This is a genomic window from Streptomyces sp. NPDC048434, from assembly GCF_043200375.1.
Lineage (GTDB): Bacteria > Actinomycetota > Actinomycetes > Streptomycetales > Streptomycetaceae > Streptomyces.
Map to the genome: position 1 here is coordinate 77,982 of NZ_JBICXQ010000020.1, position 16,346 is coordinate 94,327.

17 protein-coding genes are annotated in these 16,346 nt (G+C 68.3%); 8 read left to right on the top strand and 9 right to left on the bottom strand.

Annotated elements, in window-relative coordinates; translation table 11 throughout:
• Positions 1-226 precede the first annotated feature (226 nt).
• Positions 227-646, bottom strand: coding sequence for a hypothetical protein (locus ACGFWI_RS23540; RefSeq protein ID WP_393907962.1), 420 nt, complete (start codon positions 644-646; stop codon positions 227-229).
• 235 nt (positions 647-881) lie between these two features.
• Entirely contained in the window at positions 882-1,838 is a 957-nt protein-coding gene (locus ACGFWI_RS23545) for a Ppx/GppA phosphatase family protein (protein WP_393907963.1), read from the bottom strand.
• Positions 1,839-2,357: 519 nt separating this feature from the next.
• Between ACGFWI_RS23545 and ACGFWI_RS23550 the strand changes: the two genes are divergently transcribed.
• The 3 genes from ACGFWI_RS23550 (at position 2,358) to ACGFWI_RS23560 (ending at position 4,080) form a co-directional block, all read left to right on the top strand.
• The gene (locus ACGFWI_RS23550) at positions 2,358-2,789 is read left to right on the top strand and encodes an Rrf2 family transcriptional regulator (protein WP_393907964.1); all 432 of its coding nucleotides are present in this window, start codon (positions 2,358-2,360) and stop codon (positions 2,787-2,789) included.
• A 105-nt stretch (positions 2,790-2,894) separates the two neighbouring features.
• Positions 2,895-3,260: a putative quinol monooxygenase gene (locus ACGFWI_RS23555; RefSeq protein ID WP_393907965.1), complete on the top strand. Its 366-nt coding sequence runs from the start codon at positions 2,895-2,897 to the stop codon at positions 3,258-3,260.
• 64 nt (positions 3,261-3,324) lie between these two features.
• Entirely contained in the window at positions 3,325-4,080 is a 756-nt protein-coding gene (locus ACGFWI_RS23560; RefSeq protein ID WP_393907966.1) for an SDR family NAD(P)-dependent oxidoreductase, read from the top strand.
• 224 nt (positions 4,081-4,304) lie between these two features.
• Here the strand turns inward: ACGFWI_RS23560 and ACGFWI_RS23565 are convergent, their stop codons facing one another.
• Positions 4,305-4,550, bottom strand: coding sequence for a hypothetical protein (locus ACGFWI_RS23565; RefSeq protein ID WP_393907967.1), 246 nt, complete (start codon positions 4,548-4,550; stop codon positions 4,305-4,307).
• A gap of 415 nt (positions 4,551-4,965) precedes the next feature.
• Here ACGFWI_RS23565 and ACGFWI_RS23570 point away from each other — a divergent pair, with 415 nt between their 5' ends.
• Positions 4,966-5,274: a hypothetical protein gene (locus ACGFWI_RS23570; RefSeq protein ID WP_393907968.1), complete on the top strand. Its 309-nt coding sequence runs from the start codon at positions 4,966-4,968 to the stop codon at positions 5,272-5,274.
• Positions 5,275-5,495: 221 nt separating this feature from the next.
• Here the strand turns inward: ACGFWI_RS23570 and ACGFWI_RS23575 are convergent, their stop codons facing one another.
• Positions 5,496-5,687 carry a hypothetical protein gene (locus ACGFWI_RS23575; RefSeq protein ID WP_393907969.1) on the bottom strand — a complete coding sequence of 64 codons (192 nt, stop codon included), beginning with the start codon at positions 5,685-5,687 and terminating at the stop codon, positions 5,496-5,498.
• A gap of 147 nt (positions 5,688-5,834) precedes the next feature.
• On the opposite strand from ACGFWI_RS23575, the gene ACGFWI_RS23580 reads away from it, so the two are divergent.
• The gene (locus ACGFWI_RS23580; protein ID WP_393907970.1) at positions 5,835-7,757 is read left to right on the top strand and encodes an aconitate hydratase; all 1,923 of its coding nucleotides are present in this window, start codon (positions 5,835-5,837) and stop codon (positions 7,755-7,757) included.
• Positions 7,758-8,013: 256 nt separating this feature from the next.
• On the opposite strand, the gene ACGFWI_RS23585 is transcribed toward ACGFWI_RS23580, so the two are convergent.
• On the bottom strand, positions 8,014-8,796 hold the full coding sequence (locus ACGFWI_RS23585; RefSeq protein WP_393907971.1) for an Fpg/Nei family DNA glycosylase: 783 nt from the start codon (positions 8,794-8,796) through the stop codon (positions 8,014-8,016).
• Positions 8,797-9,247: 451 nt separating this feature from the next.
• Between ACGFWI_RS23585 and ACGFWI_RS23590 the strand changes: the two genes are divergently transcribed.
• Entirely contained in the window at positions 9,248-9,598 is a 351-nt protein-coding gene (locus ACGFWI_RS23590) for a PRC-barrel domain-containing protein (RefSeq protein ID WP_393907972.1), read from the top strand.
• A 294-nt stretch (positions 9,599-9,892) separates the two neighbouring features.
• Here ACGFWI_RS23590 and ACGFWI_RS23595 read toward each other — a convergent pair whose 3' ends face one another.
• The 4 genes from ACGFWI_RS23595 to ACGFWI_RS23610 form a co-directional block, all read right to left on the bottom strand.
• Positions 9,893-10,366 carry a nuclear transport factor 2 family protein gene (locus tag ACGFWI_RS23595; RefSeq protein ID WP_393907973.1) on the bottom strand — a complete coding sequence of 158 codons (474 nt, stop codon included), beginning with the start codon at positions 10,364-10,366 and terminating at the stop codon, positions 9,893-9,895.
• Between the two features lie 26 nt (positions 10,367-10,392).
• The gene (locus ACGFWI_RS23600; RefSeq protein WP_393907974.1) at positions 10,393-11,127 is read right to left on the bottom strand and encodes an SDR family oxidoreductase; all 735 of its coding nucleotides are present in this window, start codon (positions 11,125-11,127) and stop codon (positions 10,393-10,395) included.
• Positions 11,128-12,266: 1,139 nt separating this feature from the next.
• Positions 12,267-12,944, bottom strand: coding sequence for a DUF4232 domain-containing protein (locus ACGFWI_RS23605; RefSeq protein ID WP_393907975.1), 678 nt, complete (start codon positions 12,942-12,944; stop codon positions 12,267-12,269).
• A 455-nt stretch (positions 12,945-13,399) separates the two neighbouring features.
• The gene (locus tag ACGFWI_RS23610; protein ID WP_393907976.1) at positions 13,400-14,431 is read right to left on the bottom strand and encodes a hypothetical protein; all 1,032 of its coding nucleotides are present in this window, start codon (positions 14,429-14,431) and stop codon (positions 13,400-13,402) included.
• A gap of 335 nt (positions 14,432-14,766) precedes the next feature.
• Here ACGFWI_RS23610 and ACGFWI_RS23615 point away from each other — a divergent pair, with 335 nt between their 5' ends.
• Positions 14,767-15,666, top strand: a complete 900-nt coding sequence (locus ACGFWI_RS23615; RefSeq protein WP_393907977.1) for a DUF3626 domain-containing protein — start codon at positions 14,767-14,769, stop codon at positions 15,664-15,666.
• 79 nt (positions 15,667-15,745) lie between these two features.
• Positions 15,746-16,024: a hypothetical protein gene (locus tag ACGFWI_RS23620; protein ID WP_393907978.1), complete on the top strand. Its 279-nt coding sequence runs from the start codon at positions 15,746-15,748 to the stop codon at positions 16,022-16,024.
• Positions 16,025-16,346: the final 322 nt, after the last annotated feature.

The following is a 16,346-nucleotide window of genomic DNA, read 5'->3' on the forward strand; positions in this document are numbered from 1 at the left end:
GATGTGGAGAAGGTGAGTGTCCGAGGCCGCCTGATCGGCTCGGGGCGACGGCCGGCCCGGCCGCCGGCCCCTGGAGGCAGGGACCGTGACGGGAGAAGAGCGCTGACGGCTCGGGCGAGTGGCGAAGCCGCCCTGGGCGCCACAGCACACTTCCCACTGCTCATCCGGCTGTCCCGTGGTCGGACGTGGCCCTGACCTGCGGTGTGACGACGTGCGGGCACCCCTGCTAGCGGACGAAACCGGGCGGGGACGAACACATCGAAAGCCTGGGCAGGTTCCTCCGTTCCTGTGGCGGATGGGGCGCCAGTGCCGGCCCGGCCGAAATTCCCGGTCGTGAAGCCGGCGGCGTGAAGTCGTCACCGTGCTCTGCCAGCCACTGCACCACGGCATAGCGCTCCAGCTGAGCCCGGATGAGTCCGTAAGTGACGTCGTAGCGGGCCCTGGAAGCCTGCCGCGCACGATCGGTCACCCACCTCAGCACCTGTGCGGCGGTTTCGCGGTCGAGCTCTCCGGCCGACCACCACTTCTCCCATGCCAGCTCAGCCGAACCCTTCGTCTCAGGGGCGCCGAACCGGGACAAGGCCTCGTCCCGGCGCTCGTCCAGGCAGCGGCCGATGAGCCTTCTGGCCAGTGCGTCGTCTGCCATGGCCACCTCCGTCGGCCGCCCGTGCGTCAGCCTCCACCGTCACGAATTCCAGGCCAAGGGTCAACCGGCTCGGGGCGTCGGGCGATCCACGTGACGGCCCTTGAAGGCCCGGGGCGACCCGCAGAACTTGCAGGTAAAGGCCTCTTCTCCCATGGTCGCACTCAGCGACGGAGGCCGTCGCGCGAGGCAGCCACGCCGGGGCACGGGCCGTGCACGGCGGCCGCTCCGGGTGGGGTCAGCCGGAGCCTCGGTGGCGGTGGGACGCGGTGTCGATCACGCCGAGGCGTTCGAGCAGCAGTCCCTCCCGGGTGGACCAGGGGCAGATCTCGACACTCTTCACGCCGCAGGCTTCCATGAGGGCCTCGGCGACCAGAGCCCCTGCCAGGGACTGCTCGGCGCGGTGCCGGGAGATGCCCGGCAGGGCGGCACGGCGGTGCGGGCCGCTGTCGGTCAGCAGGGGGATCACCGCCTGCAGTTGAGACAGCGTCAGTTGCGGTCGCGCTTGACGTGGCTTGTGCTGAGAGGCGTCGGCGAGCCGTGAGAGCTGCTCGAACGTTTTGGAGCAGGCGAGAACCCGGTCGCCGGGCTCTGCCCGCGGCACGCCGGGCGCCACACTCAGTGCGTGCCTCAGATATCGACGGACCTCGGCCAGGCGCCGTGCGGAGGGGGCGGTGCCGCCGGGCAGCCATTCCCGGGTGACGGTGCGGGCGCCCAACGGCAGCGAGCGCACGATACGCGGTTGCCTGCCCGTACCCGAGGCGACCTCCACGGTGCCGCCGCCGATGTCCAGGACCAACAAGGGGCCCGGCGCGGAACCCGCCCACTGGCGGGCCGCCACATAGGCCAGCCGTGCCTCCTCCTCGCCGGCCAGCACCCGCAGCCGTGTGCCCGTGGTCCGGGCCACCAGCGCGATGATCTCCTCGCGATTCGGAGCGTCCCGGATAACGGAAGTGGCGAAGGCGAACACCTCCGGCCGGCGAGGGCGCTGGTCCGCTGCGACCGCCTCGGCCACCGCCCGTTGCACACTCTCGACGCCGTCCTTGCCCAGGCGCCCCTTCCGGTCGAGCGACTCGTGCAGCCTCAGCCGCACCTTGTGGGAGAAGACCGGTTCCAGCACCGCTTCAGGTCGCCACCGCACCACCGTGAGCAGAGCACTGTGGCACCCGACGTCCAGTAGACCTGCCTGCCGCATCCAGCCGCTCCCTGACATCGCGCGCGTCCACACCCGCGGCCGGATCGAGCTCCCGCAGCGTCCCGGGGCCCACCGACTCACGATCGGACTCACATCCGGCCCCTACGTGACCATGATGTCACCGACTGTGCCCTGTATCGGTGGCCAACCCGCGGAGGCGGGCCCACGGCGGTGCTTGCCGAGGCCGCCGAGGCCCACTCACAGGGCGAGACCGGACGTGCCACAGGCAAGCTGGTACTCACCGTCCACCCGGCCGCGACAGCCACTCCCTGACCCGCAGCACCGCCCCACCTCAGCGACTGACGCAGCCGGCTCCAGGCCGGGTTCACGGGACGTGAGCCGTGCCCCGGCCGTTGTCGACTGCGGGCCAACACGGACGCCCGTGGTCTGCCCGCCGTCGTGCACGTTGCAGTCGCTGCACGTGGGCACGCGCGGCGCAGCCGCCGATTCATGGTGAGCAGGGCCTCCGCTTGCCCCACCTCGTCGTAACAATTACAGTTACTTCAGAGAGGAGGGCCCGTGAGCGCCAACAGCAAGCTGACCGTCGCCGTCCACGCGCTGGCATGGGTGGGGCTCTATCAGAGCCGCGGGCATGACGTCGCCACCTCGGAACAGATCGCGGAGAGCGCGAACACCAACCCCGTGGTGATCCGGCGCCTGCTCGGCCAGCTCCGCAGCGCAGGGCTCGTCCACGCCCGGCGAGGCGCCGGCGCAGGGTGGATGATGAGCCGCGACCTCGCCGACATCACCGTGCTGGACGTGTACGACGCGATCGAGTCCGGCCCCTTGTTCGACATGCACCGGGCCGAGCCCAACCAGGGCTGCGTCGTGGGCGCCGGTATCCAGCCCGCCCTGTCGAACGTCTACAGCCGGCTGGACCAGACGCTTCGCAGCGAGCTGGCCAGGACGACAGTGGCCGACGTCCTGCGCGACACCCTTTCCGCCTCCTGAGCGCCGTGCGATACACGCGGCACATTCTCAGCCCTGAAATGTAACCAGAATAGTTACATCCCCTCCTCGCGCGAAACGCCGAGCCGACTGTGAAGAGAGAAGACGATGACCGAACCCACCAGCAGGAACCTCGCCACGCAGGTCGTGTTCAACGCCTACTACCGGGTGCACCCGGACGACCGGCAGAAGTTCATCTACGCAGTCGTTCCCCACATCAGCTTCACCGCCGAGCTGCCGGGTTGTGTGTTCTACGTGTTCGCCGCCGACCTGCTCGACCCCAACACCTTCCATCTCTCCGAGGGTTGGGCCGACCAGGCAGCCATCGACCGCCACAACGCCACCGAACCCTTCCAGAAAGCCCTGCGGGACGTGATGACCACCGTCAGGATCCTGGATCACCAGGGTCAGCGCTACGAGATCGCCGGTCAGGGCGCCGGGGACCCGCCCGGCGGGGTGGAACTCGCGGGCTGAACGCCGGGCCCCGACCCGCGCAAATTGTAACCAAACTAGTTACGTCAAAGATTCGGAGAATCTGATGGGACAGCTGGACAACAAGACCGCCCTCGTGACCGGGGCCTCCACCGGAATCGGCCTGGCCATCGCCCGCCGGTTCGCCGCCGAAGGAGCGACCGTCTATCTCACCGGCCGCCGCAAGGCCAAGCTGGACGCCGCCGTCGAGCAGATCGGCAGCCACGCGATCGGTATCCAGAGCGACGTGTCGCAACTCGATGACCTCGACCGGCTCTTCGCCGAGATCACCGAACGCAGCGGCCGTCTCGACCTCGTAGTGGCCAACGCCGGCGTCGGGGACTTCGGCCCGCTCGGCACGATCACCGAGGAGGCGTACGAACGCACCACCTCCATCAACCTCAAGGGCACCGTCTTCACCGTGCAGAAGGCGCTGCCGCTGCTGTCGGCCGGCGCCTCGGTGGTCCTGCTCTCCTCCAGCGCGGCCCTGCGCGGCGCCCCGGGCCTGGGCATCTATGCCGCTACCAAGGCCGCGATCCGCAGCCTCGCCCGCACCTGGGCCGCCGAACTCGCCGGGCGCGGCATCCGCGTCAACGCCCTCACCCCCGGCCCCGTCACCACCCCCGGCGGCGACGAACTGCGGGCCGCGTTCCCCCAGGACGGCCAGGGCCCGGCTGCGGCCGAGGCCGCCGCGCCGACACCGCTCGGCCGCGCGGGCCGCCCCGACGAGGTCGCCGCCACCGCCCTGTACCTGGCGAGCGACCAGAGTTCCTTCACCACAGGGGCGGAACTGTACGTCGACGGCGGCGCCACCCAGCTCTAGGTGTCCGCGGCAGTGGGCGAGGAGATCTCGCTGGAGGCGGTGCACGGTGCCGCTGGATCGCACTGGTCCAGCGGGCGAGGCGTTCGGCGCTCGCGAGGCCGGCGGAATCCGTCCGGTCGGGCGCGCACCGGCAGGTGACCGACTCCCGCGGGTCGTGCAGCTCGCGACCGGCCCGTCAGCACGATGTCGGCGCGGTCTTCACTCCGGCGAGGGGCAGTAGTGCTTCACGGCTGCGTTCCTGCGTTGTCGGCGAGTGCGGTGTGGCCTTGAAGGCGTGCGCAGTGGGCGCAGCAGAAAAATCGCCCGTTGGCCTGGTGACCGTGGCCGAGGATGCGGCAGCCGCAGTTGTCGCAGACGGGCGCAAGTTTGTGTGCCGCACATTCGAAGCTGTCGAAGGTGTGGACGGCGCCCGCTGCGCGGACCTCGAAGGCCATCTCGTAGTCGTTTCCACAGACCTCGCAGATTGCCATGGTGCTCTCCTCGATAGGGATGGCTTCGTCGGGTTCCCGTGCCGGAGCGGTCCACACATGACCTCACGGAGCCCGGCGCCTCGCGATCCCCAGAGGCCAGATGGCGCAGCGACTCGGGGCCGGGCACACGTACACGCTCGACGGCCACAACGAGGGCGAGTGCCGCCCCGCCCCCGTGACCGGGCACCCCGGCGATGCCGCTGAAGGAACAGTCCTCGCCCGATACGTACCAAAGCGCCGATCAAGGCTTTCCGATGCCTCTGTGGTCGGCCCGCCCCCGGCTCGGCATCTTGAGCCATCGGGTCTGCCGCCGACGGCATCCGGCGAAATTCCCCACCACGCTTTTACGGGCGACGCCGTGCGGGCACCCGACTTTCCGAGGTGCCGGAGCCGGCCGTCGCCCAGCGAGCGGAAGGTGAAGACCATGGGCCGTGGCGGAGACGTCATCCAGGAATCGACAACCGACAAACCGATCACCGCGAGGCCGGCGAGCTCTTCGAGCGATTTTCACGACGCCGTGCCCGGCAGCCCCGACCGCAAGCGGCCGGTCGACAAGCGGCCGGTCGACGTGATCACCATCGCGCCAATACGGCACTCGGCCGCCGAGGAACAGCCCCTCCTGGAAAGCCCGCTCCACCGACTGAACCCGGGACCACGAGCAGGGCCGTCCGGTTCCGCGGACCCCGCCGGCTCCCATGTCGCGCGCGCCGCATTTTGGGCGTGAAGTGGAGATGTGCACCCGGTGACCTGGACGGGAGTTCCCGGGCCGCCGGGTGCGCCCAGCGTTGGTCAGCATCCCAACCGGTTGGAGGAGGCTGCTCATGCCCGCGGGGTCGAGTACGAAGCGTGAGCGTAGGTACGCGCAGATCAAGGAGAACGCCACGGAGCAGGCCGCTCCCGGATGAACGAGGAGCAGCTTCGCAAGGCTCTCGGCCGCTGACCTGGTCAGCCCGCCGGGTGTGCGGGGTCCTTCATGACCCATGCTCCGCCGGAGCAGTCTTCCGGCAGGGGCGGGAAGGTGTGGTTCTTGACGTTGGTGCTGGTGTTCCAGCGGTGGGACTGACCGCAGTCACACTCGTAGATTCCGCTCTCGGGAACCGTCTCGCCGGGACGGAACGTCTGCGCTTGTTCGCTCATACCTCCTGTCTACGGCCGGCCCCAAGATCGCGCGACCGGACGGACAACGAGAGAACGGAGCACATGATGGCGGTGACACAGCGAGACCGAACAGGGGAGAGCCCAGCACCGGACCAACGCGCGCACGGCACCGTGACGCAGAGATTGATGGGCGCGCATCTTCTGTCGGGTCGTCTGGAGCCGGGGGAAGGGATCGCGCTGCGTGTCGACCAGACGCTCACTCAGGATGCGACCGGCACTCTGGTGATGCAGGAACTGGAGGCGCTGGCGCTCGACCGGGTCCGGACGGAGGTGAGCGTGCAGTACGTCGACCACAACATTCTTCAGGCCGACGAGCGCAATGCCGAGGACCATCTCTTCCTGCGCTCTGCCGCCCGCCGCTTCGGCCTGTGGTTCTCCAAGCCCGGCAACGGCGTCTCGCACCCGACCCATATGCAGCACTTCGGCGCCCCCGGCAAAACCCTGGCCGGCTCCGACTCCCATACCTGCGCCGGGGGTTCACTGGGCATGCTGGCCATCGGCACCGGTGGCCTGGAAGTCGCCCTCGCCATGGCCGGACGGCCCCTCCACCTCACCATGCCCAAGATCTGGGGCATTCGACTGACAGGCGAACTGCCACCCTGGGTGAGCGCCAAGGACGTAATCCTGGAAATGCTGCGACGTCATGGGGTGCAAGGCGGCGTCAATCGAGTACTGGAGTACTACGGGCCGGGCCTGGCCTCTCTCACCGCCATGGACCGGCATGTCATCGCGAATATGGGGGCGGAGCTCGGGGCCACCACCACCGTCTTCCCGTCGGATGAGGCGGTGCGCCGCTTCCTGACGTCGGTGGGACGCGACGAGGACTTCGTCGAAATCGTCGCGGAACCGGATGCGACCTACGACCTCGACGAGGAGATCGACCTGTCGGCGCTGGAACCGCTCATCGCACGGCCGAGTTCCCCGGGCAAGGTCGTGCCGGTCCGGGAGGTCGCCGGCGAGCCCATTGGGCAAGTGGTCATCGGCTCTTCCGCCAACCCCGGCTTCCGGGACTTCGCCGTACCCGCCGCCATGGTCAAGGGGCGTCAGACCGCAGCTGGCGTGAGCTTCGACGTCAATCCGACGTCACGTGAGATTCTGCAGGACCTGACCCGCTCCGGGGCGACATTCGATCTGATCGCAGCCGGTGCGCGCATTCATCAGTCAGGCTGTCTCGGTTGCATCGGCATGGGACAGGCGCCGGCCACGGGACGCAATTCGCTGCGTACCTTCCCGCGCAACTTCCCTGGCCGCTCCGGCACCGAGGACGACGCGGTCTGGCTGTGCTCGCCGGAGACGGGCACCGCCTCCGCATTGGTGGGCGCGATCACGGATCCGCGTGACTGGGCCGACCGCCTGCCGGTATCCCCTCCCGCGCCCAAGGCACCGGAGCCCGTCTCCTTCAACGAGGAAATGCTGGAGGGCCCCTTGCCGCCGGACGAGGCGAGGCGCGTCCAATTGGAACGCGGACGGAACATTTCCGCCTTGCCCGATCTCGACCCCCTGCCGGACATTGTGGAAGGCCCCGTCCTGCTCAAGGTCGGTGACGATGTCTCGACAGACGAAATCTCCCCCGCAGGGGCACGGGCCCTGCCCTTCAGGTCCAACATCCCGAAGCTGGCGGAGTTCACCCTCACCCGGATCGATCCGGACTACCCCCGGCGTGCCGCGGCAGCCGAAGGCAGCCATTTCCTGGTCGCAGGCGAAAACTACGGTCAGGGTTCTTCACGCGAACACGCGGCCATCACGCCGCGCTACCTCGGGCTACGAGCCGTTATCGCCAAGTCCTACGCCCGTATCCACTGGCAGAACCTCGCCAACTTCGGCGTCTTGGCCCTTGAGTTCAATGACCCCGACGACTTTGCACGCATCGAGGCCGGTGACAGGCTGCGACTGTCGGATCTGCACGACGCTCTCGCCGAGACGGATGCCCCGCCGCTTCGCCTGCACAACACCACCCGGAACGAGGAATACCTCGTCCACCATCGCCTCTCACCCCGTCAGCGCGAGGCGGTCCTGGCAGGTGGCATCATCCCCGCACTGGCCCACTGACCGGCCTACGCGAGGGCACGCATCTGGTCCACCGCCACATGCGTAAGGCGCGCACGCCGCGAGCCACGGCCAGGACGATCAGCGCGGTAGGGCTCAATCGGCCACACTCGCCGGAAACGACTCACTCAGCTCGCGGAATCGACTCCCGCTGTCAGCTCGCGGAACCGACTCCCGCTGTGCCGAACTCCACTGGCGCGGCGCTGAAGAGCCGTATCCGGTGGCGTGAAAAGCAGCGAGAGCCATGGAGACCGCTCCCTCAGCTATCCGGCTGGCAGTGCGGACACCACACCGTTCCGCGTCCTGCGATACGGCCCCTTCGCAACTGCTCACGACAGCGTGGACAGACGGCATCCTTGGCATCGCGGTGTCCGGTGAGCCATGACTTCCTGCCCGGTACACGGCCCGCCTCAACTGCCGACCGCACAGTGCGGCGCATGTCCCTGTACAACCGGCCTCGCTCGGCCTGAGTGAGATCAGCGGCCCGGCGCGCGGGTTGGATTCTCGCCCGCCACAAAATCTCATCGGCAAGCAAATTCCCGAGACCCGCAAGTACCGACTGATCGAGGAGGGCCGACTTGACGCCGCGCCGCCCGGAAAGAGCCTCGTCGAACCCCGAACGATCGACCTCCATGGCATCGGGCCCCTGTCGATCGAGGATCCGGGCCGCACCGGAATCGTCTTCCAGCCAGAGCCCCTGAAGTTTGCGCTGATCACGGAAACGGAGCTGACGATCGCGACCCACCGTGAACAAAACGCGGTCATAAGGACCGACTTCGTCGTCGGGATGACAGCAAGCCAACTCGCCCGTCATACCGAAATGCATCATAAGAATTGGTTCGCCATCGGTGGCGGCGAGGAGCCACTTCCCGTGCCGCTGCGGGCCGGTGAACGTACGTCCCGTCAGATCGCGGCGCAGCCTCGCCGCGCTGACTCCATGCAGAACACTCGCGTCGCATACGTCGACGTGACTGATGCGCCTGCCTTGCGCACAGGATGCAAGGATCCCCCGGAACGCCTCAACATCTGGCAGCTCAGGCATCGATTGTCAGCCCTTTCCGGCAGGTCCACCTCTTGAAGCAAAGCTACCCGCGAAACGGGAAGACCGCTGAATGCAAAACGACTCACACTCTTGGCTTCCATGACCCGAAGAAATCGCGACAGGTAAGTGAGGTGCGCGAATCACTTCGACCACATGCTCGAATCCGCCTGGGTAAGGGCCAATGTCTCCCCATCCCTCCCTCCCAAGGCGGCCTGGCCACTCACCGGCGTGCCGCGGCAGATCGCCGGGGGTGTCCGCTGTTCCCGGAGGCTTCCGGGAACGCGGCACTTCCGTTCCGTTGCGGCCAGACGTCCTGGCGGAAGTCTGGCCGCAACCATAACGCCAGAAGTTTCAAGGATACTTGAGCGGTAAGGTGAAGGGTGACGAGGGAGGATTTGCTGAGGACTCACCGGAAATCCAGGGCAGCTCGCGCTGATAGGGAGTTTTTGTCGTGACGGAAAACATGTGGGACTTCCAGGAAGAGACCGGCTTCCAGGCAGGGACCGACCTGAGCGGCTTCGACGTCGAAGCGATCGACGGCAGAATCGGCAAGGTCGACAAACATTCCGACGAGGTGGGCGCCGCTTACCTGGTCGTCGACATCGGCGGATGGCTATTCGGCAGGCATGTTTTGCTACCGGCTGGAACGATCTCCTCCATCGACCTTGAGAAGACCACGATCCATCTCTCCCGTACCAAGGAGGACATTGAGCACGCCCCGGAGTTCGACAAGAACAGGCACATCGCCGACGACGACTATTACCGGCAGCTGACCGGCTACTACGGCGCTCCGCACTCCTGAACGCGCCGGCCCTCTCACCTCGGGGCCGACGATCCGATGGGCCGCCACCGTGGGTCGTCGAGCGGACCATCTCCTGGCCGGCCGGATGTCGGCGCCTGCACCGCCGCTACGGGCGCAGGTCCTGATCCTGACAACGGGCCACAGCGGTCACTTCCGCCGCACACACACTGTATGGCCTGCTCGTAGCAGGAGCGACAGGTGCCGTCTGACGAGTTCGGGCCGGGGGCTGGGCAGGAGTTCGTTCCCCGCGGAACGTTCACGGCCGTTTGCGTTCCGATGATGTTCTCCGACCCCCTACTCGAAGGTCTTCAGGGTGTCCTCACCGTGGGTCCACCAGACACCGAGCCTCTGGCGCGTCAGGAGCCAGCCGTTCGGGCCCCGGCTGAATTCCCAGTCGTAGGGGCCGCCCATCGAGTAGGGGGAGGAAGTCTTCCCGGATTCGGTGACGGCGACGAACCACATGTAGCCGATGCCGGTCGCGCGGTCGCCGTCTATGTCGAAGTGCATGTTCAGGATGTGGTGTTGCATGCTCGGGTAGGGAGATTCCGCTGCTTCCACCGTCTCCCGGACCGCGTCCTTCCCGTGGGTCTTCTCCCATGGCCCGAACTCCAGCACCGCGTCGTCGGCCCAGCAGGCGATCCAGGTCTGCCAGTCCTTGCGGTCCAGTGCCCTCCACCCTTGGATCATGAGGGCACGCAGGGCTTCTTTGTCCTCCAGGTCCCGCAGTCTTCGCACCAGGCTGTCGTAGTCGGCGGCAGTGGGTGGCATACCTGCTCCTTTCCTTCCGGGGTGGGTCACTGGGCGCTTGCGGTGGGGCGGACGATGATTTCGTTCACGTCGACCTGCGACGGCTGTGAAAGGGCGTAGGCGATGGCCTCCGCGATGGCTGCGGCAGGCAGTGCCACGGCGCGGTAGGTCTTCATCGCCTCCCTGGCCGCAGGGTCGGAGATGCTGTCCGCGAGTTCGGACTCGGTCACGCCGGGGGAGACGAGGGTGACCCGGATGTCCCCGGCGGACTCCTGGCGCAGCCCTTCGGAGATCGCACGGACAGCGAATTTGGTGGCGCAGTAGACGGCGGCGGTGGGGGAGACCTCGTACGCGCCGACGGAGGCGATGTTCACGAAGTGCCCGCCGCCCTGTGCACGCATCACGGGCAGGGCGGCGGCGATGCCGTGCAGGACTCCCCGCACGTTCACGTCGATCATGCGGTCCCACTCGTCGGTCTTGAGCGCCTCCAGCGGGGAGAGGGGCATCAGACCCGCGTTGTTCACGAGGGCGTCGATCCGGCCGTACTCGCCCACCGCCGCATCGATGAACGCGCGCGTCTCTGCCGCGTCGGTGACATCCAGCTTTCCGAAGGCTGCGGTGCCGCCCTCCTTCGTGATCTCCTCGACCAGCCGCTCAAGTCGGTCGGTGCGGCGCGCGCCGAGAAAGACCTGGTGCCCGTCCGCCGCCAGACGGCGTGCGGTCGCCTCACCGATACCGCTGCTCGCACCGGTGATCGCTACCACCTTGGTGATCCGTGCCATGCTTTCCTCCTTGAAGAGAATGAGGTGCCAGTGGTGGAACACTCCGTCACGGACCTCGCCCGTGGCGGTGGCACCACCGTTTGTCGACGGAGCCGAGATGACTACCGGTCAGCGTGTAGCGGCCGGCAAGACACTGCGATGCGTGCCGCGGGCCTCGTCGTAATGGCTGTCGGCATACCGCTCTTGCCGGGTGGTCCGTCCGCGGTCACCCGCACACCGACCACATCCGCCCTCTCACCGGACCCGGCTCCTGCCGCAGGGCCCGACTGTTCGCTCACCGTGCCGCTTCCGTACTTCCGTCCGGCTCTCCGGAGTCTGGACGGCGGCGGAAGGGCACGCCAGGACAGGCTGTACCTGGGTACGGCGCACCCAGGTACACAGGCGGGGGGGGGCGGGGGGCGATACAGCCTCAAGTGGTGACCAGCACGGCTGTTGGAGACTTCCGTCGCGGACTTTGCGGACCCTGCGGACCCCGCGGACCCTGCGCACGGCTGCGCACGGCCGCGGCGCGGCACGGCGACGTAGGGCTGGCTGGCCTCCTGCGGCCGGCGCCGGGTGGCCGGGCTGCGGGCGGAAGGAGATCGCCGTCCTGGCCGGCAGGAACACCGGCTGTCTCGGAGCGGCGGTCGTCATGAACGGTGCGCCGTGGGGTACACGAAGGCAATGGTCCTCCGTAGTGCCACCGAACCGGCCCCGGTCTATACGGCGACTGAGGGCCCCATGTGGGCAGGCTGGGTCTACGTTGGGCTGGCTGCACTGGCCAGTGCCCAGCTCCTGGCAACCGTGCTGCAGGCGGGTTCCGGTGAACCGGCCCTACTCCCCAGCCTGGTCGGCGTGATCGCGTTCCCTGCGCTGGCCGCAGGTTCCTTCCTGCGGACTCGTCGGAGTCGTGCCCGAACGGACCTGGCCCGCGATTGCCTCATCGGCCGGGGCCGGTGACCTTGCCGCGGCCTGCTTTCGAACAAATGGACAGCCCTTAGCCGGGCCGCCGTGGCCCCGCCCCACCACAAGCGCGGCTTTGTCCATCTCGGCACCACCACCGCGGGAGCCCTCACCAGCTGGCGCCGAACATGAACGGCCATGCCGAGGGGCGAAGCCGCCGGATCGGCTTCGCCCCGTGTGCGGCAGGAGGATTGCCGCTATCCGGCGGCGCCCGGTGCGATGGCGGTCACGGTGAATTCATTACCGCAGACCTTCAGGCCCGAAGTGCGTGCGGTCATCGACTCCTTGGAGCCCGGAGGGAACGCCTGCACCAGGTCAGCACCCTTCCAGCAGCCGGAGCCCTTCAGCCCCTCGTTGAGCGTGTGCAGCACCGCGTGGGCGCTGCTGCCGGGAGCCAGCGTCACGGCCGTCCCCGCCCCTCCTTCGCGGGCGGCAGGCTTGCCGATCGTCTGGCCGTCCCCGGCCAGGAGGGAGACCCCGGGGTAACCCCGCAGGGTGCAGGACTGCTTGCCGCTGTTGGTGAGGACCAGCGCGTAGCGGATATTGCCCGCACCCGCGTCGGGCGCACCCAGACGCATCCGCATCGACGTCGCCGCGCAGCGGTTCGAGGAGTTGTCGGCGGACGCGGCGCTTCGTGCTGCGGTGGGCCGGCGGTTGCTGCCCGTTGACCCGCCGGTGTTCTGCGAGCCGCCGGCGGTGTCACCGCCACTGGATGCTGTGTCGGAACCGGCGCTGTGGGAAGTGGCCGCCGATGACGGGTTTCCGGAGCCGGTGGTCTTGCCGTCCTGGCAGGCGGTGAGCGCGACGGCGGCAGCGGTGGCGAGCACCGCGGCGGCGAGCTTATGTGCGTGGCGGGGGGAGGGGAGGGCGGGCATGTCGCTCCTGATCTGGTTGAACGTCGTGCGTAGACCTGCGAGGCACTCGTCCGCCTGTCCCGGGGACAGGCGGCGCAACACCTCTGACGCTCAGTGGGGTGACGCCAGGTGGGGGCGGGGCTGCGGAGCACGAGTAATCCTCGACGTGATCACTTACGGTCCGCTAATGCTGCACTAACGTCGCGCACACATCGCGCCGCGCGAGGTTCTACGAGTCGCACCGGCTGCCGACGGATCGGACCGCCGGGCTCTTGGATCGGACCGGACTCGTCATCAGCGCGCAACTGGTGAAGGGTGCAGGAGCTTGACAACGGAGCCACATGGACGACCGTTACCTTTCAAGGGTTTCCGGTCGCCGCTCGAAGCGGCGGCCGTGGCCTGACAGCAGCCGGCCGCCCACCCTCGCCGCGGCGCGGTACTCGATCCAGTCCGCGCAAGGCCAGGGGCCCCACGGCCTACTGGATGCTCCAGCGGTGCGGATGCGAGGGGTCGGCGGGGCAGGCGAAGACGTTCAGTTGACCCCAGCGGCCCACGGTGACCTTGGTCGGCACGGCGGACCGGTGCGTGGGCAGGTTCCGTTCCTCCAGCGGTTTCCAGCTGCCGCTGCCGCCGTCCCACTCCCGGCTGTCGATGGTCAGCAGTAGGTGCATCGGTGCGGCGCAGGTCCGGCAGTCCATGGGAGAGGGGTCGGTCAGGTGCCATGACGCGAACCCGCCGACGCGCCAGCCGGGCGGAATGGACAGGTCGTACTGGTAGGCGGGCGGCTCGGGTGCGTCAGTGTCCGCCGCATCTTCGGCCTGCTCCTCAAGGGCTTCTTCCCAGGCATCGATTCGGGCGCACAGGTCCTCGGGAAGCAGGCCGGCGAACGGGTACGTGGCCACCTGTTCCGGGTGCAGCACGCAGGGCTCCGGCACGTACCCCTCGTAGCCCACGACCTCCGGTCGGGGCGGTGCGGCCAGGACCTCGGCGACCTCGGAGGACCGGCGCCAGCGGAGGTCCAGTGACATGCCGTACCCGGTCCTTCCGTGCCGGTCGAAGGGGCACCAGAACACCTGGAGCAGGTCACAGCCGTCCGGGCCCGCCGGCAAGTCGGGCAGGTCCCGCCGGTAGAGCTGGGCGACGCCGATCATCGGCAGCGGGTCGGTGTCGGCCGGCCCCGTGATGCGGTGCTCCTGCGAGAGCTCCACCAGGAGGGCCCGCTCCTCCGCCGTGGGGCCCGAGCCCGGGTCGCGGTCCCAAGCGCCGGCGAGGACTTGTCGCTCCCGGTGGATGTCCACGGGACGCCGGCCGGTCCCGCGCGTGTGCGGCTCGGTGCACACCGGCCACGGCTCGTCCGCCGGCCACAGCAGGGGCCCGCCCACGGAACTGGATGACACGGCCGGGCTGCCCGGCCGCGGGTGCAGCCGGGTGGTCGTTCCGCGATAGGAGGCCAGTTCTGGGAACAGCGCCTCGACATCGAGCGGGCGTGGCGGCGTGGTCCTGGTCATGGACGCGACCCTAATCATCAGCGGGCCTTCGTCACCGAGCGCCCCCTTGCCGCCTTCCTTCGGAGCGCGGAGCCGTGACCTCGAAGCCGTGACCGCGGAGGCGTAACCGGGGAGAGTCCGCTCCGAACCGGTGCTGTCGACATGCGGGTTCTGGCTCAGACCGTGCGGGCCTGTCACCGTGAGTGCTGTGCAACCTGTCGGGTGCCACGGCATGAGTGGCGTTGCGGTGGCCGCCACGCCCTCTTCGGCATCGAAGACCGCGGTACTTCATGTGCGTTGTGGTAGCCGGTCGAAATCAGGTGCTTGGGGGGACGACGTTTGTGCACACTGCACGGATGAGTACCGACACCGCCTGGTCGTTGCAGGAGAAGGCCCTGCGCCATGTTGCGGCCATGTCCTCGGGAGGACCGCTCGACGCTCGGGTGCAGTTGACGATGAACTTTCACCCCGACCGCATGGTGGGAAACGACGCGATCCTTCTCAGGATGGCGGCGGACGGCTTCTACCGGTCGCAGTTCGTGACCGGCACGAGCAACGGAGGCCTGACGGCCCACGCGGGCGGGGACCGGTGGCGCTGGGAAAGCCGTATCTTCGGCGGTGCCTACGACCACGCCTCCGCCGATGAACGCCCCGTCTACGGCGCACTGAACTTCCGGTCGGAGCCTGCCGGCGGGGCGCCGCGGTTCGGCTCCTCGTACTTCAGGCTCGCAGCTGAGACCCTCGCGCGAGCCACGTTCTGCTACCCGGACAGCTCTACCGGACGCTCGGCCTTCGGCGTCGCCGCTCACTGTTCGCTCATCGAGTTGGCCGAGGCTGACGGCTTCGACAGTCTGGACGGCCACATCGAGGCGCAGATCCACGGACCCGTCAGACTCGACCGGGACGTGGAGGCGCTGGTCCTGGATCCCAGCTATCGCGGAACAGCCGTGGAGGCCGCCGCCCGTCAGCTTCCGTGCTTCGTCGAGTGGCATCTCGGCTTCCGGCTCGACATGGCCCATCTGCGACGACACCCGGACTACCGCGGACAGGAGTACGTCGAGCTGGCTGCTGAGATCGCGGTCGACGACCACCTCAACCCCCGGATCATCGGAGATGCCGCCCTCACAGGTCGCTACGACCCGCAGGCGCTCAAGAAGGTCTGGCACTGCTTGGCACGTTTCGGTTCGCCACCCCGCGAGGGCGCCGCGCACACCAGTCTGATGACGACGTGCTGTCCTCCGTCGTCTGCAAGTTGATGACGTGCGCCACCGAAACGTCGATCAGTGATCGCTGCAGGCGCTGTCCCCTTGAAGATGTGTCTCCTGCAGGGAGTACGTGCCGGCGAAGAAGCAAGAATCCGGCGCGTCCGAACATCCCGAGGCGCCGCCCGTTCGCTCAGCGACCTCTCTGCTCATCGGCCTCGCCGTCGGGAACTGGTACGGCTGGCTGGTCGTCTCACCGGGCATGCCTTCTGCTCTCGTTGTTGGAATCGACCCGCACACCGTGCCCGGTATGGACGGGAACGCGATGCGCGCTGCCCTCGACCAGGAGCTGGCGCGCTTCGGCGACCATGTTCACCTGCGCCGATCGCTGGGAGGAATGGCGGTCTGCTGAGGTGAGGGCACTCCGGCGATGGCTTGGACGGAGTCGGTCACGTACGCTCCGCCGCGAGCTGTCGCGGATCCCGGTTTCGTGTCCCACAGTGGTTGAAGTGTTCTGCGTGTGGAAAGCCGCTTGGGTGGGTGGAGGCCGGTCGGCCCGCCCGCCCGAGACGCGGGCGCGATCCATGAAGGCTGCTACACGCGGTGGCACCGCGTCCGGCGGGCGGGGAGCGCGACGAGCAGCTGCGCCAGGCCGAGCGGGACGGTTCGGTCTGTGGGTGTCTCCGACGTGCACGTCTCTCCTCTGCGCGGACGTCCGTCCTTCACCCGCTGCT